This window comes from Bacillus sp. JJ1562, from assembly GCF_036962705.1.
GTDB lineage: Bacteria > Bacillota > Bacilli > Bacillales > Bacillaceae_L > Ferdinandcohnia.
The window spans coordinates 131762-157414 of the sequence record NZ_JBALOQ010000018.1 but is presented as its reverse complement, the minus strand read 5'-3'; the positions used below and the strand labels follow the sequence as shown (position 1 = coordinate 157414).

Annotated in this window: 28 protein-coding genes and 2 pseudogenes; 27 read left to right on the top strand and 3 right to left on the bottom strand. The window is 38.1% G+C overall.

Translation table 11 applies throughout. From position 1 onward, the window contains the following. Positions 1-583: 583 nt before the first annotated feature. Positions 584-1420 carry a hypothetical protein gene (locus tag V7097_RS12735; protein WP_335703995.1) on the bottom strand — a complete coding sequence of 279 codons (837 nt, stop codon included), beginning with the start codon at positions 1418-1420 and terminating at the stop codon, positions 584-586. A 77-nt stretch (positions 1421-1497) separates the two neighbouring features. After that, complete coding sequence (locus V7097_RS12730; protein ID WP_335703994.1) at positions 1498-1869, bottom strand: rhodanese-like domain-containing protein; 372 nt, start codon at positions 1867-1869, stop codon at positions 1498-1500. Positions 1870-2024: 155 nt separating this feature from the next. Here V7097_RS12730 and V7097_RS12725 point away from each other — a divergent pair, with 155 nt between their 5' ends. From V7097_RS12725 to V7097_RS12700, 6 genes and pseudogenes are all read left to right on the top strand, one after another. Further along, positions 2025-2861: a lipoate--protein ligase family protein gene (locus V7097_RS12725; protein WP_335703993.1), complete on the top strand. Its 837-nt coding sequence runs from the start codon at positions 2025-2027 to the stop codon at positions 2859-2861. A gap of 342 nt (positions 2862-3203) precedes the next feature. Next, positions 3204-4643 (top strand): annotated as a pseudogene (locus tag V7097_RS12720) (vitamin B12-dependent ribonucleotide reductase); the annotation flags it as partial. A gap of 206 nt (positions 4644-4849) precedes the next feature. Continuing rightward, entirely contained in the window at positions 4850-5404 is a 555-nt protein-coding gene (locus tag V7097_RS12715) for a hypothetical protein (protein ID WP_335703992.1), read from the top strand. Beyond that, entirely contained in the window at positions 5385-5777 is a 393-nt protein-coding gene (locus V7097_RS12710) for a hypothetical protein (protein ID WP_335703991.1), read from the top strand. Before V7097_RS12715 ends, V7097_RS12710 begins: the two co-directional genes overlap by 20 nt. 79 nt (positions 5778-5856) lie before the next feature. Then, positions 5857-6984: pseudogene (locus tag V7097_RS12705) on the top strand (vitamin B12-dependent ribonucleotide reductase); the annotation flags it as partial. A gap of 167 nt (positions 6985-7151) precedes the next feature. Then, the gene (locus V7097_RS12700; protein WP_335703990.1) at positions 7152-8036 is read left to right on the top strand and encodes a patatin-like phospholipase family protein; all 885 of its coding nucleotides are present in this window, start codon (positions 7152-7154) and stop codon (positions 8034-8036) included. Positions 8037-8079: 43 nt separating this feature from the next. Here V7097_RS12700 and V7097_RS12695 read toward each other — a convergent pair whose 3' ends face one another. Further along, complete coding sequence (locus V7097_RS12695) at positions 8080-8487, bottom strand: SA1362 family protein (RefSeq protein WP_335703989.1); 408 nt, start codon at positions 8485-8487, stop codon at positions 8080-8082. A gap of 301 nt (positions 8488-8788) precedes the next feature. On the opposite strand from V7097_RS12695, the gene V7097_RS12690 reads away from it, so the two are divergent. From V7097_RS12690 to dxs, 21 genes are all read left to right on the top strand, one after another. Beyond that, positions 8789-9310, top strand: a complete 522-nt coding sequence (locus tag V7097_RS12690; protein WP_335703988.1) for a YqhR family membrane protein — start codon at positions 8789-8791, stop codon at positions 9308-9310. Positions 9311-9403: 93 nt separating this feature from the next. Continuing rightward, positions 9404-10465, top strand: a complete 1062-nt coding sequence (locus V7097_RS12685; protein WP_335703987.1) for a M24 family metallopeptidase — start codon at positions 9404-9406, stop codon at positions 10463-10465. Between the two features lie 40 nt (positions 10466-10505). Next, complete coding sequence (gene efp, locus V7097_RS12680; protein ID WP_335703986.1) at positions 10506-11063, top strand: elongation factor P; 558 nt, start codon at positions 10506-10508, stop codon at positions 11061-11063. A gap of 161 nt (positions 11064-11224) precedes the next feature. Continuing rightward, positions 11225-11506, top strand: coding sequence for a YqhV family protein (locus tag V7097_RS12675; RefSeq protein WP_335703985.1), 282 nt, complete (start codon positions 11225-11227; stop codon positions 11504-11506). A gap of 76 nt (positions 11507-11582) precedes the next feature. Beyond that, positions 11583-12506 (top strand): stage III sporulation protein AA, encoded by a 924-nt coding sequence (gene spoIIIAA, locus V7097_RS12670; RefSeq protein ID WP_335703984.1) that lies wholly within the window; start codon positions 11583-11585, stop codon positions 12504-12506. Next, entirely contained in the window at positions 12507-13022 is a 516-nt protein-coding gene (gene spoIIIAB / locus V7097_RS12665) for a stage III sporulation protein SpoIIIAB (protein ID WP_335703983.1), read from the top strand. Between the two features lie 15 nt (positions 13023-13037). After that, the gene (gene spoIIIAC / locus V7097_RS12660) at positions 13038-13244 is read left to right on the top strand and encodes a stage III sporulation protein AC (RefSeq protein ID WP_057997579.1); all 207 of its coding nucleotides are present in this window, start codon (positions 13038-13040) and stop codon (positions 13242-13244) included. A gap of 14 nt (positions 13245-13258) precedes the next feature. After that, on the top strand, positions 13259-13648 hold the full coding sequence (spoIIIAD, locus tag V7097_RS12655; RefSeq protein WP_335420607.1) for a stage III sporulation protein AD: 390 nt from the start codon (positions 13259-13261) through the stop codon (positions 13646-13648). Positions 13649-13683: 35 nt separating this feature from the next. After that, on the top strand, positions 13684-14880 hold the full coding sequence (gene spoIIIAE, locus V7097_RS12650) for a stage III sporulation protein AE (RefSeq protein ID WP_335703982.1): 1197 nt from the start codon (positions 13684-13686) through the stop codon (positions 14878-14880). A gap of 15 nt (positions 14881-14895) precedes the next feature. Further along, the gene (gene spoIIIAF / locus V7097_RS12645) at positions 14896-15546 is read left to right on the top strand and encodes a stage III sporulation protein AF (protein ID WP_335703981.1); all 651 of its coding nucleotides are present in this window, start codon (positions 14896-14898) and stop codon (positions 15544-15546) included. Further along, positions 15547-16215, top strand: coding sequence for a stage III sporulation protein AG (gene spoIIIAG / locus V7097_RS12640; protein ID WP_335703980.1), 669 nt, complete (start codon positions 15547-15549; stop codon positions 16213-16215). A gap of 1 nt (position 16216) precedes the next feature. Further along, a complete protein-coding gene (locus tag V7097_RS12635; RefSeq protein WP_335703979.1) occupies positions 16217-16834 on the top strand; it encodes a SpoIIIAH-like family protein in 618 nt (205 codons plus the stop codon). 245 nt (positions 16835-17079) lie between these two features. Continuing rightward, positions 17080-17580 (top strand): acetyl-CoA carboxylase biotin carboxyl carrier protein, encoded by a 501-nt coding sequence (gene accB, locus V7097_RS12630; protein ID WP_335703978.1) that lies wholly within the window; start codon positions 17080-17082, stop codon positions 17578-17580. A gap of 15 nt (positions 17581-17595) precedes the next feature. Then, positions 17596-18945 (top strand): acetyl-CoA carboxylase biotin carboxylase subunit, encoded by a 1350-nt coding sequence (gene accC / locus V7097_RS12625; RefSeq protein WP_335703977.1) that lies wholly within the window; start codon positions 17596-17598, stop codon positions 18943-18945. 382 nt (positions 18946-19327) lie between these two features. Next, positions 19328-19738, top strand: a complete 411-nt coding sequence (locus V7097_RS12620; protein WP_335703976.1) for an Asp23/Gls24 family envelope stress response protein — start codon at positions 19328-19330, stop codon at positions 19736-19738. Positions 19739-19903: 165 nt separating this feature from the next. Further along, the gene (nusB, locus tag V7097_RS12615) at positions 19904-20296 is read left to right on the top strand and encodes a transcription antitermination factor NusB (RefSeq protein WP_335703975.1); all 393 of its coding nucleotides are present in this window, start codon (positions 19904-19906) and stop codon (positions 20294-20296) included. A gap of 53 nt (positions 20297-20349) precedes the next feature. Continuing rightward, entirely contained in the window at positions 20350-21216 is an 867-nt protein-coding gene (gene folD, locus V7097_RS12610) for a bifunctional methylenetetrahydrofolate dehydrogenase/methenyltetrahydrofolate cyclohydrolase FolD (RefSeq protein WP_335703974.1), read from the top strand. A gap of 12 nt (positions 21217-21228) precedes the next feature. Then, positions 21229-22575, top strand: coding sequence for an exodeoxyribonuclease VII large subunit (gene xseA / locus V7097_RS12605; protein WP_335703973.1), 1347 nt, complete (start codon positions 21229-21231; stop codon positions 22573-22575). Continuing rightward, the gene (locus V7097_RS12600; RefSeq protein ID WP_335703972.1) at positions 22576-22809 is read left to right on the top strand and encodes an exodeoxyribonuclease VII small subunit; all 234 of its coding nucleotides are present in this window, start codon (positions 22576-22578) and stop codon (positions 22807-22809) included. Between the two features lie 2 nt (positions 22810-22811). Then, positions 22812-23705: a polyprenyl synthetase family protein gene (locus tag V7097_RS12595; RefSeq protein ID WP_335703971.1), complete on the top strand. Its 894-nt coding sequence runs from the start codon at positions 22812-22814 to the stop codon at positions 23703-23705. A 58-nt stretch (positions 23706-23763) separates the two neighbouring features. After that, positions 23764-25653: a 1-deoxy-D-xylulose-5-phosphate synthase gene (dxs, locus tag V7097_RS12590; RefSeq protein WP_335703970.1), complete on the top strand. Its 1890-nt coding sequence runs from the start codon at positions 23764-23766 to the stop codon at positions 25651-25653.

The following is a 25653-nucleotide window of genomic DNA, read 5'->3' as shown; positions in this document are numbered from 1 at the left end:
GGCAAACACAAGATCAGCCAATATGGTTGGTCTTTTTCGTGTTTTTGGGGTTTGCAATGTGCGAAAGAGTAACACTAAGTAGAATCGTGCCGCTTTTGCGATTGAAATGGGTAAAAGGGGAATGCAAAGTTTAGATGCGTTCCATTTTTTGGAGTTATGATGTGTGAAAGGTAACGCAAGCAATCACTATTGAGGATATTTTGGCAGTTGTAAAACAATAAATGATATACCGTCAAGTCGAAAAACGATAAATGGTATACTGCAAACGGTCTAAACGGTGTATTACCCAGCCGTAAAACAATAAATGATTACCGCAAATGGCCTAAACGGTATATCACAATGCCGCAAAACGAAAAATGATATACCGCAAACAGCATAAACGGTATATCACCCAACAGTAAAACGATAAATGGTATACCACAAACGGCCTAAACGGTATATCGCCAAGTCGAAAAACGAAAAATGGTATACATAAACGGTATATCACCAAACTGCAAAACGATAAATGTATACCGCAAACCCTCTATTCGATAAGTTTCCTCACCTAAATTTCTTCCAGATCATTTATTTAACTAAGCTCTCTTTATCCAGAAAGCAACAAAGCACCTAGTAATGGTAAAAGAAGTGCAGCAATCCAGAGTGGTGGGAACAGCTTTCTTGATTTTTTTATTTTCTTAGTTGGCAAGCTGAATTTAAAAATACTTTTATGTAAACAATCCATCATAGCAAATATCATGGTGGTTCCCAAAAAACTATTTAGAAGAGAAACAATATAGTATGCCACTTTTTTATCAGTAAATGGAAGCTTAGCGATTAAAAATGTCAAAATAAATGAGGCAAATACAATAAGTAATAGGGTTCCAAGATTTTGTATAAATAGTTTCGGCGATTCTACAATGGCATCTTTAACAGTTGCATCTTCTAAGACAATTATGTATGGAGTTAGGGAGAAAAAAAGTACAATCAGAATTACTATTATGGCTAGTGGCCAAAAAGTATGAACTAATAGAGAGAGTAAGATACTGATTAGGAGCTCAATTATTGAAAATTGTACCATTCTTTCAAAGTAATAGGGTGCTATTTTTAATATTGAATATGTATTATCAGGTCCCTCTAAAAAGCATTTCATGGAGCCGAGATACATGCTAAGTGCGTAGCTTTTTATAAGTAGTATTCCGATGGTGGCAATGCTAGTAAGTAGCCAGTTACTTGTATAAGGCTCATATAAAGAAAAAATGACATCATCTAAAAGTGGAATCCCATAGGGTATTTGAATGTCAAAATTGGAAAATGAAAATGGAGTAAAGCCAAAATAAACCCCTAATACCCCAATGAATGTTAGAATCACATTCACGATAAGTGGGATGATGATTAGTCTTGGGTGGTAGATGGTATGGTAAAGTCCTTTCGAAATGTTCAAAGTATCACCTCGGGTTATTCTTTCCATATTTTATCATAAAGGGGCATGAAAAAAACCTATTCCAATGATGGAATAGGTTATTTTTTCTTTATTTTACCTGACCACTTTTTAAAGCCACCTTGTAGCTGGTAAAGGTCTTTATAGCCTTTTCTACGAAGTAATTGTGCTGCACGACCACTACGAACAGTGTTTTGGCAGTATAAGTAGACTGGTTTATCAGGTCTGATTTCTGTTAAGCGCATTTTCATTTGTGATAACGGTATATTACGTGCACCTAGAATATGACCCCCGTCAAATTCGTTTGGTTCACGGACATCGATCAGTTGTGCTTTACGATATCCTTCACGAAACTGTTCTTCGTTTAAAATAGTTACTATTTTTCTTTGGTAGAAGAATGTAAAAATTCCGTATGCAATGAGTGCACCTAAAACAATTAAAAGTATTTCCAAAATCAATCTACTCCTTTTTCTATCTCTCATTTTCTATTATATTCGTGTGGTTAAAAAGAATCAAAGGAATTCTCTGGAGGTTTTGATTTTGAAAAACAATTTTTGTTCTGATAGACTAAGGAATGGCAAACAATATAGAACAAAGAGGGTTTCGTATGGAAAAAGAGGTATGGAGATTTATTGATTCTGGCCATTGTTCGCCAGAGTTTAATATGGCATTAGATGAAGCGTTACTTGATTGGAACAGCGAGGGGAAAATTCCACCGACGATACGTTTTTATGGTTGGAATCCAGCAACTCTTTCAATCGGTTATTTTCAAAAGGTAGAAAAAGAAATTGATCTTGAAGCTGTGAAAAAATATGGTCTTGGCTTTGTTCGTCGTCCAACAGGCGGAAGAGGAGTGCTACACGATCAGGAGCTTACATATAGTGTGATTGTGTCGGAAGAGCATCCTGACATGCCCAAAACGGTAACAGAGGCATACCGTGTCATTTCTGAAGGAATTTTGCAAGGCTTCCGAAAACTAGGTTTAGATGCGTATTTTGCTGTTCCTAAGACTGCTGAAGAACGGGAAGGATTAAAGAATCCACGATCTGCAGTGTGCTTTGATGCACCTTCTTGGTACGAGCTTGTTGTGGAAGGAAGGAAAGTAGCTGGTAGTGCCCAAACGAGACAGAAGGGTGTTATTCTTCAGCATGGTTCGATCCTACTAGATATAGATGAGGATAAATTATTCGATCTATTTAAATATTCAAATGAACGTGTCAGGGAAAGAATGCAACGCAATTTTAAAAATAAAGCAGTTGCTATAAATGCATTAAGAGAGATTCCAGTTACAAATGAAGAAGCAAAGCAGGCTTTTAAAGAAGGTTTTGAGGAAGGACTAGATATTGTGCTTGAACCTTATCAATTGACAGATGAAGAATTGAACTATGTACATGAAATTGCAGAAAGACGATACAAAACAGATGAATGGAATTTTAAACGATAAACGACTTTTTTTAGTCGTTTTTTTACTTGGATAAAACCGGAAATCTTTGGTGTAACTGAGTTTTGGCTAATATAGGTAAAAAGCAACCGACAAAATTCTTCAAAAAAGACTAAATAATTTAGTTTACCTAGTTTTTCCTCTGTTTTTCTTTATTTATTATACTATTTTTAGTTTGACAAAATAGATTTTATTTATATAAAAATCAATATGTAGTAGTGTCGAAAATTATTTAAACACTATATATTGATTTTTGTGTTGTCTTTAATATGGATATATGATACTTTAATTTTATCACACTAAAATAAACACAATTGAATTAATAGATTTAAGGGAGATGTGAGAATGACTGTTGTGCTAGAAAAAATGAATATTAATGTTGAAAGGTTGAACCAGGATATACGCCTTTTTCCTCAGGTCCATCCAATTACAGAGGACATGAAGATAACGCATAAAGGTGTATCTAGGCTTGTAATGCTTGATAGGTATACCTTTAAGGATACTGAGAAGCTTACACTTGCAGAAGGTGACTTTGTTGTTCTAACCATTAAGGAAGATCCTAAGTTTCCTGCACGTGGTTTAGGTTTCATCGTTGACATCGATTGGGAACAAAAGACAGCACAGGTGCTAGTCGATGAAGAGTATCGCGGTGTGTTGGACAATCCTGAAGAAGTGGAAACAGGAATTGTTAATCGTTCACTTGACGTTATTGAGAAGCCACTTGAAGTCTTCTATGAGCAAATTGCAAAGAGAAATGCCACTGGTTTAGCTTCAGTTGAGAACACGGAAGAGAAGCGTAAGGAATGGTTTGAAAAGTTCTATCAAGAGCTTGTAAGTCTAAACTTCATTCCAGCTGGACGAGTTCTCTACGGAGCGGGTGCGGATACAGATGTGACGTATTTTAACTGTTACGTAATGCCGTATATTCAGGATTCTCGTGAAGGTATCTCTGAGCACCGTAAACAGGTCATGGAAATCATGAGCCGTGGTGGCGGTGTCGGAACAAACGGTTCTACCTTACGTCCACGTAACACACTAGCACGCGGTGTAAATGGTAAGTCATCTGGTTCTGTTTCATGGTTAGATGACATTGCGAAATTAACACATCTTGTTGAACAGGGTGGATCAAGACGCGGAGCTCAGATGATCATGCTTGCGGATTTTCATCCGGACATTATTGAATTCATCATTTCAAAAATGCAAAACCCAAGAATTCTTCGTTATTTAATCGAAAATACAGAAGATGAAACAATTAAAAAATACGCTCAAGAAAAGCTAAAATTCACTCCGTTTTCAGAGCAAGAGGTTCAAATGTACCAAGGTATTGTGAACTATAAACAAATTCCTGGTCTTGGTGGATTTAGTGATAAAATCATAAAAGACGCTGAACAAAAGCTAGTAACTGGTGGAACTTATAGTGTTCATAATCCGGAGTTCTTAACAGGTGCAAATATTTCTGTGTGTATCACTAAGGATTTTATGCAGGCTGTTGAAGACGATGGGTTATATGAACTTAAATTCCCAGATGTTGAAAGCTACAATGAAGAAGAGATGAAAATCTACAATGAAGAATGGCATAAGGTTGGGGACGTACGTGAGTGGGAAAAACTAGGCCATAAAGTACGTGTATATCGTAAAATCAAGGCAAAAGAGCTTTGGAACCTAATCAATATCTGTGCTACTTATGCTGCGGAACCAGGAATTTTCTTTATTGATAATGCAAACGAAATGACAAACGCGCAAAGCTACGGTCAAAAAGTTGTTGCAACAAATCCGTGTGGTAAATAGCTTGCCTCACGTTAAACATTGCGGAATAAAGCGGGGATCCTGAGATTGGCAACCCGAACCGAAGGCTGAAAGTAAAGACTCAGTCAGGGGCAACGCATAGATGGTGAACCTGTTATAACAGAATATAATCCATCCACGAGGCCGCAAAATTACACAATTTCATAAACAACCCAAATCAAGACGTGAAAATTTGAGGTGAGAGAATGAATAGAGGATATGCGGGATTCTATAAAGAACATTATTTAAGGAGTTCATACGAATACGCATATGCAAGATACCTTGATTTTCATTCTGTTCCTTGGAGCTATGAAGATACAAACTTTGATGTTGGGTATAAAGTATATAAGCCTGATTTTTTCTTCTATGGGGAAAACGGAGAAATAAAGAAGATAGTTGAAATTAAATCTCGAAATAAAAAAGCTAATGAAGATGCTAAAAAAGTTCTAGAAATAATTGCTGATAAGCACAATATTGATTGTGAATTAATTTCTTATGAGGAATTGTTAGACCTATATATGACACTAACATTCACTTTAAATTCAGTCATCACAGAATGGATAAATTCTGAACACACAACACTTAATAAGGCTGCATTTGGAGAATTGAATGGGCACTTTAACCTTAGACATAGTGAGAGTACCAAAAAGAAAATAGGCGATCATACAAAACTCCTATGGGCAAAGGACAGTGTAGCAAGACGGAAAATGCTTAGTGGATTAAGAAAAAAGAAAAAGTGGAATGAAAAAGGGCTATATTAAAACTCCTCGTGAAATAAGATTTTGTAAACAATGTGCGAAGCAATTTGAAACATTTATTACATCGGCCAAAAAATATTGTAGCCAGTCTTGTGCTGGAAAGGTTGCTATAAAAAGAGCAACAATCCATTATGTAGAACGAAGACAGATTATTCATCACGATATAAAGGATTACATTATTCGCTGGACAATTGATAATAACGAAATTGTTTCTAGAGCACCATTTAATAAAATTAAAACAACTATTTCTCCGTTATTAATAAATATCCAAACAGAATTTGGTGTAAAAGACTTCAGAGTTATATCAAAAGCTGTATTTGGTGAAGATCGTGGAAGAAAAGAATTACTAAGGTTCATGAAGAGTTTGTGTAATTAAAATGTATGCTGAACTTACGGGAACTCAACCGTAAGAACTATCGGATAAAAAGCCGGTAGGATAACATTTGCGAGAACTGGAGCAACCTCTCGCACCATACAGTGTATGTAACCTTGCAGCTGTTAATTTAGCTGAAATGGTTGATAAAGACACTAAAACTGTTAACTTTGATAAGCTTAAGCAAACAGTTGAAGTTGGAGTAAGAATGCAGGATAACGTAATCGATGCAACTCCATACTTCTTAGAAGATAATAAAAAGCAAGCGTTAGGTGAGCGCCGTGTTGGTCTAGGTGTTATGGGATTACACGACCTCCTTATCTACTGTGAGACCGAATATGGTTCAGAGGAAGGAAATAAGCTAGTTGACGATGTGTTCGAAACAATCGCAACAACTGCTTACCGTGCTTCAATCGAATTAGCAAAAGAAAAAGGCAGCTTTCCATTCTTAGAAGGTAATTCACAAGAGGATGGCAATCGTATCAGAGAAGCCTTCATAAATACTGGATACATGCAAAAAATGCCTGAAGATATCAAAGAAGGAATCAAAGAACACGGAATTCGTAACTCACACTTACTAACTGTGGCTCCAACAGGCAGCACAGGAACAATGGTTGGCGTCTCAACAGGTTTAGAACCTTACTTCTCATTCTCATATTTCAGAAGTGGACGCTTAGGTAAGTTTATTGAAGTAAAAGCAGATATCGTTCAGGAATATTTAGAGCAGCATCCAGAAGCAGATCCAAACAACCTTCCTAACTGGTTCGTTTCTGCAATGGAGCTATCACCCGAAGCACATGCTGATGTACAATGCGTCATCCAACGTTGGATTGACAGCTCCATCAGTAAAACTGTTAATGCACCAAAAGGCTATACTGTTTCTCAAGTAGAAGCTGTATATGAGCGCCTCTACAAAGGTGGAGCAAAAGGTGGAACGGTTTACGTTGATGGAAGCCGGGACGCTCAAGTTCTTACATTAAAAGCGGAAGAGAATACTTTTGATGATACAGAAGTTACAACAGAGGAAGAAGAAAAACCAAAAAACCGTGTAGTCCTTATGGATACTATCATGGATTTACGTCAAACTGACGTTACAATTGGTTCTGAAGTAGGCGATACATGCCCGGTATGTCGTCAAGGTACAGTAGAAGATCTTGGTGGATGTAACACATGTACAAACTGTAATGCTCAACTAAAATGTGGATTGTAATTTAAACAGTAAGAGGGAATCAAATCGATTCCTTCTTTTTTTTATTTTCAAAGATAATCATACGTACTAATTCCCAAGCTTCGTGATTACAAATGTATAAAGGCATTGTTTTAACATTTTTTAGCAGAACTCCCTTACTTCTATAGTGGGGGATTGGGAGGGGTTCTATGTTAATCGATGGCGTTTTTTCGGGTGGAGGCATAAAAGGATTTGCGCTAATTGGCGCGTATCAGGCAATTGAGGCAAGGGGATTGGCTTTTAAAAGAATGGCCGGAACTAGTGCAGGTTCCTTAGTTGCCTCCCTAATTGCGGCGGGTTACACAAGTGGTGAAATTATTGCCCTCATGGAAGAATTAGACCTCAGTGCTTTTTTGGATCAACGAAAAGCCCTGTTGCCTACACCCCTAGCTAAATGGCTTCTTTTATATTGGCGGCTTGGTTTATATAAAGGCGATATGTTAGAGAAATGGATTTATCAAAAGCTCCGCGCGAAGGGTGTTGTGACCTTTCAAAACCTCCCGCAAGGTCGATTAAGGATTATTGCCTCTGATTTAACGAATGGAAGAATCATAGTGTTGCCAGATGATTTAGAACGCTATGGCATTCATCCGGCATCCTTTCCGGTTGCAAAAGCGGTTCGGATGAGCTGTAGCCTCCCTTATTTTTTTGAGCCCGTCCGTTTAAAAGACTATCAAGGCAATACAATCGTAGTGGATGGTGGGGTATTATCAAACTTTCCAATTTGGCTTTTTGATGAAGAAAAAAAATTAAAAAAACGCCCTGTCCTTGGAATTAAGCTGAGTGGAAATAGTCAGCAGCAAAAACAAAATAAAATTAACAATGCCATCGATATGTTTGGAGCCCTCTTCGAAACCATGAAAAATGCCCATGATGCACGCTATATCTCACGTCGACATGAAAAAAACATCATTTTTATACCAATTGAAAGTGGTTTGACGACAGAGTTTAGTGTAACGGATGAAAAAAAGCAAGAACTCATTCAGATAGGTAAAAAGCGTGCTGAAGCCTTTTTACGAACCTGGGGTTATTAAAGGAGAATCAAAAAAACTTTATTCAGTCAACTGCTGAATAAAGTTAAAATAATGCTCGATTCTTCTTTTTTCCCTTTTTTCCTTCAATTACGGTTAGGTGTGTCGTATTCGTTTTTCTCTTTTTGTGAATAGACGATACAGTCGATCGTTTTGTCGCGCTTGTCGTAGGTTTCTTACTGCCCACTCCAATAGTCTGTGCCTTTTTTTGACTTCCAGTTTTAAATCGCTTCCTTGATTGTTTAGCTGCGCGTAAATAAGCGGAATGTTCCTTTCCTCCCATTCGTCGACTAATCACAAATTTATATAGTAGATAGATTATACCTATGAATAGGAAAATCATGCCTGCTTGCACGAGTAATGAACCCGGACGAGTGAATAGAGTGTAGACAAATCCAAGTGCACCTAATCCTAGTAAAATCATGACGACTATATTTGATTTACGACGTTTCATGAGATACACCTCCTGAAAGCTATACTTATATTGTATTATAAAACAATATCGTTGTTGCTCGTATATTTCATTAAATTAATTGATAATTGTAAAAAAAATAAGTACTTCTTCTTATATATATTCTACAAGAAATACTAATAAACCTCTATGTTAACAACATCAATTATGACAATTTTATTTTTATTCCAATAAACATTTACTATTGTGCCCAGCAATTTCCATTACTACACATTTTTCCACGAATCTTTTTTATATAGATTAAAAAAGTTCTGGACATACTACCAAATGGAGGTGTTGATCTATGGTAGATGCTGAAAAAAAGAATCCAGAACTTGAACAAAATAAAAAAGACCGTGAGATGTCTATAATCGGTAAGGTTGTTGTGATAGGTTTGTTCGGGGGCATTTTTTGGAGTTTGCTGTCCTATTTTACGTATGTTTTCCATTTTACTGAACTTAGCCCAAATCTAATTCTTAAGCCATGGATCCTTGGTGATTGGAAAAATCGTGTGTTAGGTCAGTTTATTGGAATTTTTGTGATTGGTATTATATCAATCGGAGTAGCATTTATATATTATGCTTTACTAAAAAAGTTAAAGTCCATTTGGGTTGGTGTCGGTTTTGGCATCGTTTTATGGCTAATTGTGTTTTATCTGTTTAATCCAATCTTTCCGGATATCAAAACCGTTGCCGAACTTGACCGTAATACAGTTATTACTACAATATGCTTTTATATACTATATGGTGTCTTTATTGGTTACTCGATTTCATTTGAGCAAAATGAAATGAAGGGAGAAAGGCAAGCTGTCTCTACAAATGAGTAGGTAAATGAAGGGGAATTATGATAGAATGTTCTTGTTCGAACATTCTATTTTTAAGGGAGTTTTACGTATTAGAGCATTTAGGGGGAAAGCTAGATGAGTAAATTAGAAAAATTACGAGAGAGTTTTTCTGGCTATGGAATCGATGGTTTATTGGTTACCAATAGCTACAACAGACGTTACATAACAAATTTCACCGGCACAGCAGGTGTTGCCCTCATTTCTCGAGAGAAGTCAGTTTTTATTACAGATTTTCGCTATGTGGAGCAAGCAAATGAACAAGTGAAGGAATTTGAAATTGTGCAACATTCAGGTCCGATCATTGAAGAGGTCGCTAAACAAGCTGAAAAAATGGGAATTAAAAAGCTTGGATTTGAGCAGGAGGATCTTTCTTTTGCGACATATACTGCATACGATAAAGAAGTGAAGGCAGAACTTGTCCCTGTATCAGGTACAATTGAAAAGTTACGCTTGATTAAGACAGAATCAGAGATTAAGATATTAAAGGAAGCAGCGGAGATAGCTGACGCCGCCTTTACACATATCTTAGATGTGATTCGTCCTGGCATTACAGAAATTGAAGTTTCAACTGAGTTAGAATTCTTTATGCGAAAACAGGGTGCTACTTCATCTTCATTCGACACAATTGTTGCATCAGGTTATCGTTCTGCCTTACCACACGGGGTAGCAAGCGATAAAGTGATTGAAAAGGGTGATTTTGTAACTCTAGATTATGGAGCATACTATAAAGGATATTGTTCTGACATCACACGTACCGTTGCAGTTGGTACTCCAAGCGATGAACTAAGAAATATTTATGAAGTTGTTTTAGAGGCTCAACTTCGTGGTATGGCAGGGATCAAGGCTGGCATTACAGGTAAAGAAGCTGATGCTCTAACTCGTGATTACATTGCGGAAAAAGGATATGGCGAATATTTTGGTCATTCCACCGGCCATGGACTTGGTATGGAGGTTCATGAGCAGCCATCCTTATCATTCCGATCTGACAATGTACTTGAACCAGGTATGATCGTAACCTGTGAACCAGGAATATACATAGCAGGTTTAGGTGGCGTGAGAATTGAAGACGATCTTGTTGTTAGAAAAGACGGCAACGAAACTCTTACTTTCTCTAAAAAGGAATTAATTATTCTTTAGACAAAGATTTGTCACCAATTGAATTAGGAGGAAATAATATATGATTTCAGTTAACGATTTTCGTACAGGTTTGACAATTGAGGTAGATGGTGGAATTTGGAGAGTTATGGATTTCCAACACGTGAAGCCAGGAAAAGGTGCTGCATTCGTTCGTTCGAAGCTTCGTAATTTACGCTCAGGTAATGTGCAAGAAAAAACCTTCCGCGCCGGTGAAAAAGTAGCAAAAGCACAAATCGAAAACCGTAGAATGCAATATCTATATGCGAATGGTGATTCACATGTATTCATGGACAATGAATCCTATGAGCAAATCGAGCTACCAGCATCTGCGATTGAATATGAGTTAAAGTTCTTGAAAGAAAATATGGAAGTTCACATCATGATGTTCCAAAGCGAAACGCTAGGGGTCGAGCTTCCAAATACAGTTGAGCTTAAAGTTACTGAAACAGAGCCTGGTATTAAAGGGGACACTGCTTCTGGTGGTTCTAAACCAGCTACTCTTGAAACAGGCTTAGTTGTACAAGTTCCTTTCTTCATTAATGAAGGAGATGTGTTAATCATCAACACAGATGAAGGATCTTATATATCACGCGCATAATAAATAATGTTGAGGACTCACCGTTTGAGGTGGGTTCTTTTTTTATCTATAAAATCTACAGTACTTCTACCACATTACATATCATCAAAAAAATTTCCCTTCTGAATTTAATTAAACAAGCATAGGTTGTACAAAAGAAATTTTATTGGGTGGGGACTACGATGAAACGAATGTTTTCGATGTTTGATTCTTCTGTTTTAACGATGGCTGGACTGAGGATTATCTCTGGATGTTTGGAAATTACGGCAGCCATATTAATGCTGGCTTTTAATGATGTGAAAAAGGCACTAGCCGTCAATGCGCTACTGGCGATTGTCGGTCCGTTTATTTTGATAGCGACGATGTCGATCGGTCTAATCGGATTAGCAGACCAGCTGTCTTATTCAAAGCTTCTATTCATAGGGCTTGGGGTTGGGTTTATTTTGTATGGTATCTTCCGGTAGAAATCGGATGAGTAGGCATAATGTGTCCAAGCTAGCATACATTGAATTATGAGAGATCATATGAGGAGTTTACTATATGAATGAAATAGTTGAGGTATTACCGAAATCAATCGCTAACCTAATTGCTAAGTATCCTCCAGAAAGAATAGAAAAAATGGAAGAAATCCGAATTAGGGTCTCGAGACCTCTTGAAGTTATTGAGAATGGAATCCCGATTTTCCATAACTATATCGTTACAGGTGAAGATGCCCTTCAGCTCCTCAACAAGCTAGGTCAATATTCGATTTATACACTTGAGGAAGAGTTGAAGCGTGGCTATGTCACAATCCAAGGCGGGCATCGAGTGGGACTAGCTGGTAAGGTCATTACTGAAAAGGGAAAAGTCAAAGCCATTCGAGATGTAACCTCCTTCAATATTCGGGTTGCCAAACAAAAAATCGGTGTTGCTGCACCACTTGCTCCTTATCTCTATGACTCATATTGGAAAAACACCATCATAATTGGTCCGCCTCAAACCGGTAAAACAACATTATTAAGGGACCTTGCAAGGATGATCAGTTCAGGAATTAAATCGAGAGGTATTCCCGCAATGAAAGTGGGAATCGTTGATGAACGTTCTGAGATTGCTGGTTGTGTAAAAGGTGTTCCACAAGTATCTCTAGGTCCAAGGGTTGATGTACTAGATGCCTGTCCGAAGGCAGAGGGCATGATGATGATGATTAGGTCGATGAGTCCTGATGTTTTAATAGTGGACGAGATTGGTAGAGAGGAAGACAGTCAGGCAATTATGGAGGCTGTAAATGCTGGTGTAAGCTTGATTGTCACAGCACATGGTCATCAGATTTCTGACCTCATGAAGCGACCGTCTCTAGAAACAATGATAAACGCAGGAGTAATGGAGAGATATGTAGAGCTATCACGCACAAAAGGACCAGGTACTGTAAAAGCCATCCTTGGTCCAACTGGAAAGCAACTTTTACCAAAAGTGAGCGTGACGTAAATGATAAAAATAATTGGAGCCATATTTATATTACTTGCAACAACATGGGCTGGATTTGAAGCGGCACGCAAATTAAGTGAGAGGCCTCGCCAGCTCAGGATGCTTAAAACGGCCTTGCAATCACTAGAGGCAGAAATCATGTATGGACATGTTCCATTAATTGATGTGGCTACCCATCTTTCACGACAAATTCCGAAGCCAGTTTCTTATTTTTTCGAAGGTTTTGCAAAACGGCTTCAAACGGGCGAGGTCAGTGTCAAGGTAGCCTGGGATGAGAGTCTGAAACAAGTGTCTAAGTTGACCGCTTTTCACCAAGGAGAAACTGAGATTCTTCAGCAGTTTGGTGAGACACTTGGGCAGCATGACAGAACTTCACAGCAGAAGCACATTTTGCTTGCTATTACCCATCTTGAACGAGAAGAAAGCGAAGCAAAAGATAGACAATTGCGTTATGAAAAAATGGTGAAAAGCCTGGGCTTTTTGTCAGGATTATTAGTAGTCATTTTATTGATTTAGGGGGAGAAGAAGCGAATGGGAGTGGATGTAAATATTATTTTTCAAATAGCCGGTGTAGGAATAGTGGTTGCCTTTCTCCATACAATCCTAGATCAAATGGGTAAAAAGGAGTACGCCCAGTGGGTTACACTTTTGGGCTTCATCTATATCCTGTTTATGGTTGCAACAATCGTAGAGGACCTCTTTAAAAAGATTAAATCTGTATTCCTCTTTCAGGGGTAAGGAGGGGATGAGCGATTGAGATTATTCAAATCGTTGGATTAGGTTTAATTGGAACCTTTCTAGCACTCATTGTAAAAGAACAAAAACCAACCTTTGCCTTTATGCTTGTTGTGTTTATCGGCTGTGTGATTTTTCTCTTTTTAGTTGGAGAAATCGCAGATATTATTCGGATGCTTGAGAAGGTTGCCATTAATGCAAATGTGAACACTGTGTATGTTGAAACAATTCTTAAAATCATCGGAATTGCCTATATCGCTGAATTTGGAGCACAAATTACAAAGGATGCAGGTCAAGGATCAATTGCCTCAAAGATTGAACTCGGAGGAAAAATCTTAATTTTAGCAATGGCGATACCAATATTAACAGTTTTAATAGAAACAATAATTGGGCTTATTCCTAGTTAATCTATTGAAACGAATGTTTCAAGGGGGTGGTTGGCGTGACCGGTAGTAAAGCTTTTTCTTTCCTAATCTTATTGCTTTTCTTTTTTTCTTTACCTCAAATTGTACAAGCCTCACCCTCACAGCAAGAAATCATCGACAATCAAATTCAAAATCAGGTTGAGGAACAGTTAGAAACCCTCGGCATCGACGAAATAAAACAATTTTGGGATGAAATTGTAACGGAATATGGCGGGTATTTACCTGAAAGTCAAAAGGGTAGTTTACTAGAATTCATCCGCGGCGAAAAAGAGCTGTCATTGAAGGAATGGCTTCTTGGACTCGTCAAATTCGTGTTCCACGAGTTAATTGCAAATGGAAAGCTTCTTAGCACACTGATCATGCTTACGATTTTTAGTATGTTTTTACAAACACTTCAAAATTCATTTGAGAAAAGCGCTGTCAGCAAGGTCGCTTATTCGATTGTATATATGGTGTTAATCATCATCGCGTTAAATAGCTTCCGGGTTGCCATTATGTACACAGAGGAAGCCATCCAGTCGATGATCAACTTTATCTTAGCATTAGTGCCATTATTGCTTGCATTAGTAGCATCATCAGGTGGAATAGCATCAGCGGCATTTTTCCACCCACTGATTTTATTTTTAATGAATACAAGTGGGCTTTTGATTCAATATATCGTTTTACCGCTCTTGTTTATGTCTGCGTTGCTGAGCATCGTAAGTACTTTAAGTGAACAGTACAAGGTGACACAGCTTGCCAAGTTACTCCGAAATGTGAGTATTGGAATCATTGGTGTCTTTTTGACCATTTTTCTTGGAGTGATATCCGTACAAGGAACCACGACAGCGGTTGCGGACGGAATAACAATCCGGACGGCAAAATTTCTTACCGGCAATTTTATACCTGTCATTGGTCGAATGTTCACCGATGCCACCGATACCGTAATAAGTGCATCAGTTATATTAAAAAATACAGTGGGGATTTTTGGGGTGGTAATCCTTTTGTTAATTGCTACGTTTCCGGCAATCAAGGTGCTGTCCTTAGCGATTATTTATAAGCTGGCAGCAGCGCTCTTACAGCCACTTGGAGGAGGACCTGTCATTGAATGTTTAGATATCATCAGTAAAAGTGTCATTTATATTTTTGCAGCATTAGCAATCGTGTCGCTGATGTTTTTCCTGAGTATCACGGTCATTGTAGCTGCTGGAAACCTGACATTAATGGTTAGATAACAAATGAGATTGGGGGTGAGGACGCTGAGTTTTATTGCTGAATGGATAACGAATATTATTTTATTTATTTTACTCGCCACAATTGTGGACATGCTGTTGCCAAATTCGAGTATGCAAAAATACGTGAAAATGGTAACAGGGCTATTATTAATCCTAATTATCTTAACTCCGTTGTTCTCCCTTTTTAAATCTGATTTGGATCAGGCCTTGTTAAATATGAACTTAAAGCCGGTTCAAACCGAAAAAAATCTAGAAAATTTAATAGATTTGAAGAAAAAAGAAATACAAGCCTCACAACGTGCATATGCTGTAGAAACAGTGCAAGTCCAAATCATAAATGACATTAAAGAGGAGTTGATGAAAAATCAAGCAAATCTCACAGTTCAAGATGTAGCAATACACCTTACTAATGAAGCTGAAAACAATGAGACTGTTTCTTATGATGACATTCAGTCAATCGAGGTGGTGCTATCAAAAGAGACTGCCGAGCCTGATAATGTCCCAGTAGTCAAACAAGTTGAGATTGATACCTCCAAACAGATTGAACCAGTGAATAAAAAAGTAGACCAAACCAACGTCAAAGCAATCACAAAATCATTATCTACTAGATGGGAAATTGACTCAGAAAAAATCGTAGTCACTGTGGAAGGGGGGAAAGAGTCGTAGATGGATAAGAACAAAGGAATTTTGAACACAATCAAAGGGATGTTCCCCGGATCTAAGGATGATCCGCCAGATAAAAAGGGAAACAGGAAAAATCAATATTTCTTGCTTTTATTAGGAGTTGGAATTGTCTTTATGTTAATAAGTAATCTATTTTCAGATGATAAACCAACATCTTCTGTGATGACTGCATCTTCAGATGTAAGTGCAAAAGATGAGCCAGCATTTGGGCAGCAAAAGGATGACCTGACAATGGCAATTTCAAAATATGAGGATCGTTATAAAAACGAGCTCAAGGAGGCACTTGAAGCCATTGCTGGTGTCGAAGACGTAATCGTTTCGGTTAGTGTAGATGCTACTGAAACAAAAATACTTGAAAAGAACACCGTAACCCAAAGCCAAATCACAAATGAAGAGGACAGGGATGGTGGGAAACGACAAGTAGAGGATATTACATCAGATGAGCAAACTGTAATCATTCGCAGTGGTGATTCAGAAACACCAATCGTCCTGAAAATTGAAAAGCCAGAAATACGCAGTGTTCTAATCGTCGCTAAGGGTGTTGAGAACGCGAAAATAAAACAAATGGTAGTGGAGGCTGTTACAAAAGGATTTGATGTTCCAAATCATAAAGTAGCTGTTGTACCAAGGAAAACGAAGGGGGATTCATAAAATGTTATTGAAAAAGCAAACGGTGTGGTTATTAACAATGCTAAGTCTAGTTGTTGTGTTGTCAGTCTATTACATTACAACACCTGAAAATAACAATAATAATGTTGCAGTGGAGCAAGACGAGCAAAAGGACAATGAAAAAGAAAATATGGAAACATCCACTGATAATAAAGAAACATCCACTGAGAATAAAGACGGTACGAGTGTTACTGTAGAAGAAGATGAAGATGGCAATGTCATTTCTTCTGTTGCAAGTGATGATATGTTTGCGGAATTACGTCTTCAGGTTGACGAGCATCGTAGTAAATTAAGAAGCACTTTAGAAGAACAAACAGCTTCAACAGAACTTACTGCTGATCAAAAAAATAAAGCATATGAAGATTTAAAAAAGCTAGATGATATTCAGACAAAAGAAAAGATTATTGAAACAATGATTAAAAGTAATAACTACGACGATGCTCTAGTTCGAGTAGAGGGCGATAAAATTAAAATTACAGTTAAATCAAAGGATAGCTCAAAGAAGCAAGCTAACGAGATCCTACGACTTGTTCGAAGTGAGTTAGGTGAACTTCAAAATGTGGCAGTACAATTTGAAGTATCTGGTGAAAAAGAAAAATAATGTTAACGAAAGCACGGTATAAATGGCCGTGCTTTTTTGTTTTTTTATAAAAAAATGAAAATCAGGAAAAGATTTGGTATGATTGGATTACCGATGTTAGCGTTTTCGATAAAAAATCTCTGCAAAATATTGAAATGACCCTTTTAAATATCGTATCATATTAGTATGTGGTACTAATACTAGCAATAAAATGCTACTCTAAAATTTCGTAATATATTTTGATTTATTTACAAGGAGTGTAAGGAATGTTAAAAATTCAAGAGCTACGTGAGCTTATTAAGTTAGTTGATCAATCAAATATTGATGAGTTTACCTTTGAGAGCGAAGGCTCAAAAATTAAAATGAAAAAAAATAAAGAAGTAGCTGTTCAAACAGTTGTTGAAAGCAAGGTACAAGCACAGCCTGTTGCTCCAGTTGTTACAGAGGTAGCTCAGCCTGCTGCGCAACCGGTACAACCACAGGCAGTGCCAGCAGAACCTGTTGCAACTGCACCAGCAGTTGATAAAAACTTACATAAAATTGTTTCACCGATGGTTGGTACTTTCTATTCATCTCCATCACCAGATGCTGATGTGTATGTTCAAAAAGGTGATAAAGTAAAAGAAGATTCTGTTGTATGTATTGTTGAAGCAATGAAGCTATTTAACGAAATCGAAGCAGAAGTAAATGGAGAAATCGTTGAAATACTAGTTGAGAATGGTCAGCTTGTGGAGTATGGCCAACCATTATTCCTAGTAAAAGCATAAGTAAGGAGCGACCGTATGTTAAAAAAGATATTAATAGCAAATCGAGGAGAAATTGCAGTCCGTATCATTCGAGCTTGTAAAGAGCTTGGAATTGAAACGGTAGCCGTTTTCTCTGAAGCAGACCGTGAATCTCTTCACGTTCAATTAGCAGATGAGGCCTATTGTATTGGACCTAAATCTTCAAAAGATAGCTATTTGAATTTTACAAATATTATTAGCGTGGCAAAGCTAACAGAAAGCGAAGGTATTCACCCTGGATATGGCTTCTTAGCAGAAAATGCGGATTTCGCAGAGCTTTGCCGTGAAGTAAATCTAACCTTCATTGGTCCGAGTCCTGAAGCCATTAACAAGATGGGTACAAAGGATGTTGCTCGTGAAACAATGAGAGAAGCAGGGGTACCAATCGTGCCTGGTTCTCAAGGAATTATCAAGGATGCAGAGGAAGCAATCGCACTTGCAAATGATATGGGATACCCTGTTATTATCAAAGCTACTGCTGGTGGCGGCGGTAAAGGGATCCGTGTGGCTAAGGATGAAGAGGAGCTAGTTAAAGGTATCAACATCACTCAGCAAGAAGCAGCAACAGCCTTTGGTAACCCTGGGGTATATATTGAAAAATATATTCAAGATTTCCGTCATGTAGAGATTCAAGTGTTAGCAGATAACCATGGAAATGTGATACATTTAGGAGAAAGAGATTGCTCGATTCAACGTCGTTTGCAAAAACTTGTTGAAGAAACTCCATCACCTGCTCTAAACGAAACAACAAGACAAAAAATGGGTGATGCTGCTGTTAAAGCAGCTCAAGCTGTTAACTATTCAGGTGCGGGAACAATCGAATTCATCTATGATCATATCAATGATAAATTCTACTTCATGGAAATGAATACAAGAATTCAAGTTGAGCATCCCGTTACAGAGATGGTAACCGGTGTAGACCTAATCAAGGAACAAATTCGTGTTGCATCTGGACAAGAGCTTTCCTTAACTCAAAGTGATGTAACCTTTAATGGTTGGGCAATTGAATGCCGAATCAATGCAGAGAATCCTGAGAAGAATTTCATGCCTTCTCCTGGGAAGATTGAAATGTATCTACCACCTGGTGGTTTTGGGGTAAGAGTAGACTCTGCTGTCTATCCAGGCTATTCAATACCCCCTTATTATGATTCCATGATTGCAAAGCTCATTACATATGGGGCAACGAGGGAAGAAGCAATTGCAAGAATGAAGCGTGCGCTTAGTGAATTTGTAATTGAAGGTGTACACACGACGATTCCTTTCCACCTCCGTCTAATGAATCATGAAAAATTTGTAGGTGGGGAATTCAATACAAAATTTCTTGAATTATATGAGGTTATGAAGTAGTACAATCAAATACGCCTTGGCGTATTTGCGCCCGATTTTTTTAAGCACACACGAGGTGGGTCACAAAGACGCTGCCACAGGATGTGGCGAACTTAGTCTTTGATCCTATGCGAGATACAGTGAAACTTCAATCAGTAGATGCTTTATTTCACAGATTGTTAGTTGAACCAATCGGGCATTAACTGGAAGTTGCCCTTCATAAGGACATAGTGCCAGTTAATGCGGGGGAAATTTCCTATGAAAAATCGTGGCATCCGGCGGAGGCTTAACTTTATTCAGATGGGATTTGAACCCCCATCTGAATTGATTACTCATCCAGCATTTATCCACCACATATAGAAGTGATGGACTGAATAAAGTTAAATATAGGAGGTGCTTGCTGATGGCAGCGGAAACGAATATTTTAGAAATGAATCAAGGTAGCAACAGTCTTGGTAAGGTTGAAATCGCACCAGAGGTAATCGAAGTAATTGCAGGTATCGCTTCTTCAGAGGTTGAAGGAGTAGCTTCAATGAGAGGTAACTTTGCTACAGGTGTAGTTGAGAAACTTGGAAAGAAAAATCATGGAAAAGGTGTTAAAGTTGAATTAACAGAAACAGGTATTATTGTGGATGTATTCTGTGTCATGAACTTTGGCGTATCCATTCCTAACGTTGCTCGTCAAATTCAAGACAATGTACGTCAAGCTTTATTGAATATGACAGCTCTAGATGCAAATGAGGTAAACATCCACGTTGTTGGTGTCTTATTTGAATCCCAAAAACCGGAAGTTCAAATCGAAGAAGAAATGTAAGCAAGTGAGAACTGTCTGATGGCAAACGCTATCAGACTTTTTTATTTTTATTCTTCCATTTAAGGATTGGTTTTTATTTTGAAATTATTTTATGATATTATCATGTTATTGGAATGTAACTGATAGGGACAAAAGTTTTATATACATAAAGGAGAAATAATTAGTATGAAAAGACGTACAGCTAGACAGAAGGCTTTGCAATCGTTATTTCAGGTTGATGTAAGCGAGAGTGATCCGAAGGAAGCGATTGAAAGCGTATTGGAAGAAGAGTCTTCTGATCCTTTCCTGGAGCAACTCGTTCATGGAGTTGTCGAACATAAAGAAGAAATTGATGAGTTATTACGAGAGCATCTAGAAAAATGGAATTTAGAAAGACTTGCAAATGTGGACCGGTCGATTTTACGAATTGCTGTTTTTGAAATGAAATATGTAGAGGAAATTCCCGTAAAAGTAAGTATTGATGAGGCAATTGAGCTCGCCAAAGAATTTGGTGATGATAGCTCTAGTCGTTTCATCAATGCGATTCTATCGAAAATAAAAGATACATTATTGAAGTGATCATACCTATGTATAACTCAAAAATTGTTTGATGTATAAAGGGAGAGTTGAAAATGGCAGCAGAGATAATTAGTGGGAAAGAATTAGCACAAACAAAACGCAACGAACTTGCAAAGGAAGTACAGAAGTTATCACAGGAAGGAATCATACCAGGTTTAGCTGTGCTTTTGGTTGGTAATGACCCAGCTTCAAGATCCTATGTAAAAGGAAAAGATAAAGCGTGTAAGGAAACTGGCATTCATTCTTTAATGCTTGAATATCCGGAGACGATCACAGAAGAATTTTTACTTGGGGAAATTGACCGCCTAAATCAAGATCCATCTATCCATGGAATTCTTGTTCAATTACCATTGCCAAAAACAATTAATGAAACAGCTGTTATCGAAAAAATCTCACCTGAAAAAGATGTAGATGGCTTCCATCCAATTAATATTGGACGAATGATGACTGGACAAGATGCCTTCCTTCCGTGTACACCATTTGGAATTATTGAAATGGTGAAATCGAAGCAGATTTCTATTGAAGGGAAGCATGTCGTTGTTGTTGGAAGAAGTAATATTGTTGGAAAACCTGTTGGTCAGCTCTTCCTTAAAGAAAATGCTACCGTGACCTATTGCCATTCAAAAACGACAAATCTAAAAGAAATGACTCTTCAAGCTGATATTTTAGTTGCTGCTGTTGGTAAGGCGAATTTTATTCCTGCTGACTATATTAAAGAAGGTGCAGTTGTGATTGATGTTGGCGTTAATCGTCTTGAATCAACTGGAAAGCTTGTTGGTGACGTTGTGTTTGATGATGCAAAGAAAAAAGCAAGCTATATTACACCAGTACCTGGGGGCGTCGGACCAATGACGATTACAATGCTTCTGCATAATACAGTTCAATCATCAAAGAATGTTGCCCTTCTTTCAAGGAAGTAGGGATCGGTTAGAATGGAACAAAATCGTTATTTAACCGTAACAGCTCTAACCAAGTATATTAAGCGTAAATTTGATGCCGACCCGCACCTTCAAGATATTTGGGTGAAGGGGGAAATTTCAAATTTTAAAGCACACAGTCGTGGGCATATGTATTTTACAATCAAGGACCAACAAGCACGAATTCAAGCTGTTATGTTTGCTGGCTACAACCGTGAGTTGAAGTTTACCCCTGAAAACGGGATGAAAGTATTACTCCGCGGTGAGGTTACAGTATTTGAATCGAACGGTAATTATCAGCTCTATGTAAAAGAAATGCAGCCTGACGGAATCGGGAATTTATATTTAGCCTATGAAGAAATGAAAAAGCGTCTTGAGGCAGAAGGGCTTTTTTCGCAAAAGTATAAAAAGCCAATTCCAAAAATCCCTCATTATATTGGGATTGTTACATCGCCGACAGGTGCAGCAATCCGGGATATTATCACAACGATAAGACGTAGATATCCGATTGCAAAGGTCATTGTTTTTCCTGCTTTAGTCCAAGGTGTCAATGCAGGACCTTCCATAGTAAAGACCATACAAAAAGCGAATGAATTTGGAAAAATTGACGTACTTATTGTTGGACGTGGTGGTGGTTCGATTGAGGAGCTTTGGGCATTTAATGAGGAAATTGTTGCACGCGCGATTTTTCAGTCGAAGGTTCCGATTATTTCAGCGGTAGGACATGAGACAGATATTACGATTGCTGATTTTGTTGCGGATCTACGTGCACCTACACCAACAGCGGCAGCGGAATTGGCTGTTCCGCATATGGCCGAGCTTTCAGAACGTTTATTAGTGAGACACACACGTCTATTACGTGCTATGAAGGAAAAACTGGTAAATGATACGAAACGATTAGATACATTAAAAAAATCCTATGCTTTTCGTTTTCCAAAGAATCTCTATGATCAGAAAGAGCAACAGCTTGATCGCTTGGTAGAACGTTTAGAAAGAGAAGGTGTTATGGCAATTGCTCGTAAGCAAGAGGAATTTCAAAAGCTAAAGCTAAGATTGCAGCATAACCATCCAAGTGCAAAGCTTATTCAAGCAAAGCAAAAGCAGGACCTAAATACGAAAATGCTATTAAAGGAATTTGCACAAATTTTAAAACAAAAGCAATATGTCTTTTCATCGACAGTAGCAAAGCTTGAAGCACTTAGTCCATTAAAAATCATGGACCGTGGCTATAGCCTTGTATACGATCAGGAAGAACATATAGTGAAAAGTGTACAGCAAGTTGAAATGGGGAATCGAATCAAGGTGAAGCTTAAGGACGGTCATCTTGACTGTGAAGTAATTGAGATAGAGGAGAGACAGTAAATGAGTGAAGAGAAGGTATTATCCTTTGAGGAAGCAATGGAGCAGCTCGAACATATTGTTGAGCGTCTTGAAGAAGGGGATGTCCCATTAGAAAAAGCAATCACTTATTTCCAAGATGGAATGAAGCTTTCAAAGCTTTGTCATGACAAGCTTCAGCACGTTGAAAAGCAAATGGAGCAAATTTTGCGTGAAGATGGCGAACTTGAGCCGTTTACGATTCAGGAGGAAGAATAATAGTGAGACAAACTGAGGTAGAGCAATTTTTAAACGTACAAAAGAAGAATATTGAAGAGCAGCTGCCAACGTATATTTCACACTTATCAGCTCCGCAAAACATCAAGGATGCCATGCAATATTCGCTTGAAGCAGGTGGGAAACGAATTCGCCCGTTATTGCTGTTAGGGACGCTTCGTTCCTTTGGTAAAGATGAGAATATTGGATTGCCAACTGCTTGTGCAATTGAAATGATTCATACGTATTCCCTTGTTCATGATGATCTTCCAAGTATGGATGATGATGATCTTCGTAGGGGAAAGCCAACCAATCATAAGGTCTTTGGAGAAGCAATCGCGATTTTAGCAGGGGACGCCCTTTTGACTTATAGCTTTCAGGTAATTTCTGAATCCATGAGAGACCACATCTCCCCTGAAAAGAAGCTTTTACTCATTACTGAGTTAGCAAAAGCCTCAGGACCTGAAGGAATGGTTGGTGGACAGGTTGCTGATATGGAAGGTGAAGGAGCAGTCTTAAACCTAGAAGAACTAGAATACATTCATCGCCATAAAACTGGAAAATTATTAGCATATAGTGTAATTGCAGGGGCAATTCTTGCAGATGCTACTAGTGAACAGCTCGATAAGCTCACACAATTTGCTCATCATTTAGGCTTAGCTTTTCAAATTCGTGATGACATTTTAGATATTGAAGGCACAGAAGTTGTACTTGGGAAACCGGTCGGCAGTGATACAGGCAATCATAAAAATACATATCCTGCTTTATTAACGCTTGAAGGTGCAAAGGAAAAATTAACTTTTCATACAGATGAAGCAAAACGGTTTTTATATAGTGTTGATATGAAACATGATATACTAGACTATATGTGCAATCTAATCGCATCTAGAGATCATTAAATATACTCAATCAAAGTATATGAAATGCGCTAATAGTAAATGAAAGTGAGTGAAACCTTTGGATCTTCTAAGTATTAAAGACCCTAAGTTCCTTAAAAATATGTCTATAGACGAATTGAATAATTTGAGTCAGGATATCCGTCAATTTTTAATAGAGAAACTTTCAAAGACCGGTGGACATATTGGCCCTAACCTTGGCGTTGTTGAATTAACAATTGCATTACATAAGGAGTTTAACAGTCCAAAGGATAAATTTATCTGGGATGTTGGACACCAGTCCTATGTACATAAAATTTTGACAGGACGGGCTTGTGAATTTGATACATTGCGTCAATATAAAGGGCTATGTGGGTTTCCGAAGCGTGTTGAAAGTGAGCATGACGTTTGGGAAACTGGACATAGCTCAACGAGTCTTTCCGCAGCGATGGGAATGGCTGTTGCACGTGATGTAAAAGGAACTAAGGAATTTGTCGTTCCCATCATTGGTGATGGTGCCTTAACGGGTGGGATGGCACTGGAAGCATTAAATCATATCGGACATGAAATGAAAGACATGATTGTCATTCTAAATGACAATGAAATGTCAATAGCACCAAATGTAGGTGCTCTTCATCATGTCCTTGCGAGATTACGTACAGCAGGTAAATATAACTGGGTAAAAGATGAGCTTGAACTCTTACTCAAGAAAATCCCAGCTGTAGGTGGAAAACTTGCAGCAACAGCTGAGCGTGTGAAAGATAGTCTTAAATATCTTCTTGTATCTGGAGTCTTCTTTGAGGAACTAGGATTCACATACCTAGGTCCGATTGATGGACATAATTTTGAGGATTTATTTGAAACTCTTCAATATGCAAAGAAAACAAAGGGCCCAGTACTAGTCCATGTGATTACGAAAAAAGGAAAAGGCTATACTCCTGCTGAAACAGACAAAGTAGGTACATGGCATGGAACAGGCCCATATAAAATTGAAACAGGCGATTTCGTAAAACCGGTAAATGCACCTCCAGCATGGAGTGCTGTTATTAGTGAGGCCGTTCGGAAGCTAGCAAAAAATGATCAGCGAATTGTCGCAATTACACCTGCTATGCCCGTAGGTTCAAAGCTTGAAAAATTTGCGAATGAATTTCCAGATCGCATGTACGATGTGGGAATTGCTGAACAGCATGCAACTACGATGGCTGCTGGCCTTGCAACGCAAGGTCTGAAGCCGTTTCTCGCAATTTATTCGACGTTTTTACAAAGAGCATATGACCAGGTCTTGCACGATGTTTGTCGTCAAAATCTGAATGTATTCATTGGGATCGATCGTTCTGGTTTGGTAGGGGCAGATGGGGAAACACATCAAGGTGTGTTCGATATTGCCTTCTTAAGACATATGCCTAATATGGTCATCATGATGCCAAAGGATGAGAATGAGGGTCAGCATATGGTAAATACGGCTATTCATTACGATGACGGTCCTATTGCATTACGATATGCGAGAGGAAACGGTCTTGGAGTCGAAATGGATGAAGAGCTTAAGCTTATTCCAATTGGTTCTTGGGAGGTTGTAAAGCCCGGCACAGATGCTGTTATTTTAACGTTTGGGACTACGATTCCGATGGCACTTGAAGCAGCAGAGTTACTCGAAAAAGAAGATATTTCAGTAAGAGTCGTAAATGCTCGCTTTATTAAACCGCTTGATAATGATATGATGCATCAAATTTTGGGTTCAAATCTTCCTGTATTAACTATTGAGGAATCAGTCTTGTTGGGTGGATTTGGAAGTTCGGTACTTGAATTTGCCAATGAGCATGAATATCAAAATGCAAAAATTGATCGAATGGGAATTCCAGATCAATTTATCGAGCATGGATCTGTAAATGACCTACTTGGTGAAATTGGAATGACGACAGAGAATGTGGTTGAACGTATTCATAAGCTCGTACCTAAGAAGAAAAGAGTGTAG

Coding starts and splice junctions, on each gene's coding strand:
- V7097_RS12635 (WP_335703979.1), top strand. CDS start 16,217: ATGTTATTGAAAAAGCAAACGGTGTGGTTATTAACAATGCTAAGTCTA.
- nusB (WP_335703975.1), top strand. CDS start 19,904: ATGAAAAGACGTACAGCTAGACAGAAGGCTTTGCAATCGTTATTTCAG.
- spoIIIAA (WP_335703984.1), top strand. CDS start 11,583: ATGAATGAAATAGTTGAGGTATTACCGAAATCAATCGCTAACCTAATT.
- folD (WP_335703974.1), top strand. CDS start 20,350: ATGGCAGCAGAGATAATTAGTGGGAAAGAATTAGCACAAACAAAACGC.
- spoIIIAB (WP_335703983.1), top strand. CDS start 12,507: ATGATAAAAATAATTGGAGCCATATTTATATTACTTGCAACAACATGG.
- V7097_RS12675 (WP_335703985.1), top strand. CDS start 11,225: ATGAAACGAATGTTTTCGATGTTTGATTCTTCTGTTTTAACGATGGCT.
- V7097_RS12620 (WP_335703976.1), top strand. CDS start 19,328: ATGGCAGCGGAAACGAATATTTTAGAAATGAATCAAGGTAGCAACAGT.
- spoIIIAC (WP_057997579.1), top strand. CDS start 13,038: ATGGGAGTGGATGTAAATATTATTTTTCAAATAGCCGGTGTAGGAATA.
- V7097_RS12715 (WP_335703992.1), top strand. CDS start 4,850: ATGAATAGAGGATATGCGGGATTCTATAAAGAACATTATTTAAGGAGT.
- V7097_RS12600 (WP_335703972.1), top strand. CDS start 22,576: ATGAGTGAAGAGAAGGTATTATCCTTTGAGGAAGCAATGGAGCAGCTC.
- V7097_RS12690 (WP_335703988.1), top strand. CDS start 8,789: ATGGTAGATGCTGAAAAAAAGAATCCAGAACTTGAACAAAATAAAAAA.
- V7097_RS12685 (WP_335703987.1), top strand. CDS start 9,404: ATGAGTAAATTAGAAAAATTACGAGAGAGTTTTTCTGGCTATGGAATC.
- spoIIIAG (WP_335703980.1), top strand. CDS start 15,547: ATGGATAAGAACAAAGGAATTTTGAACACAATCAAAGGGATGTTCCCC.
- V7097_RS12725 (WP_335703993.1), top strand. CDS start 2,025: ATGGAAAAAGAGGTATGGAGATTTATTGATTCTGGCCATTGTTCGCCA.
- efp (WP_335703986.1), top strand. CDS start 10,506: ATGATTTCAGTTAACGATTTTCGTACAGGTTTGACAATTGAGGTAGAT.
- accB (WP_335703978.1), top strand. CDS start 17,080: ATGTTAAAAATTCAAGAGCTACGTGAGCTTATTAAGTTAGTTGATCAA.
- V7097_RS12710 (WP_335703991.1), top strand. CDS start 5,385: ATGAAAAAGGGCTATATTAAAACTCCTCGTGAAATAAGATTTTGTAAA.
- V7097_RS12700 (WP_335703990.1), top strand. CDS start 7,152: ATGTTAATCGATGGCGTTTTTTCGGGTGGAGGCATAAAAGGATTTGCG.
- V7097_RS12695 (WP_335703989.1), bottom strand. CDS start 8,487: ATGAAACGTCGTAAATCAAATATAGTCGTCATGATTTTACTAGGATTA.
- accC (WP_335703977.1), top strand. CDS start 17,596: ATGTTAAAAAAGATATTAATAGCAAATCGAGGAGAAATTGCAGTCCGT.
- xseA (WP_335703973.1), top strand. CDS start 21,229: ATGGAACAAAATCGTTATTTAACCGTAACAGCTCTAACCAAGTATATT.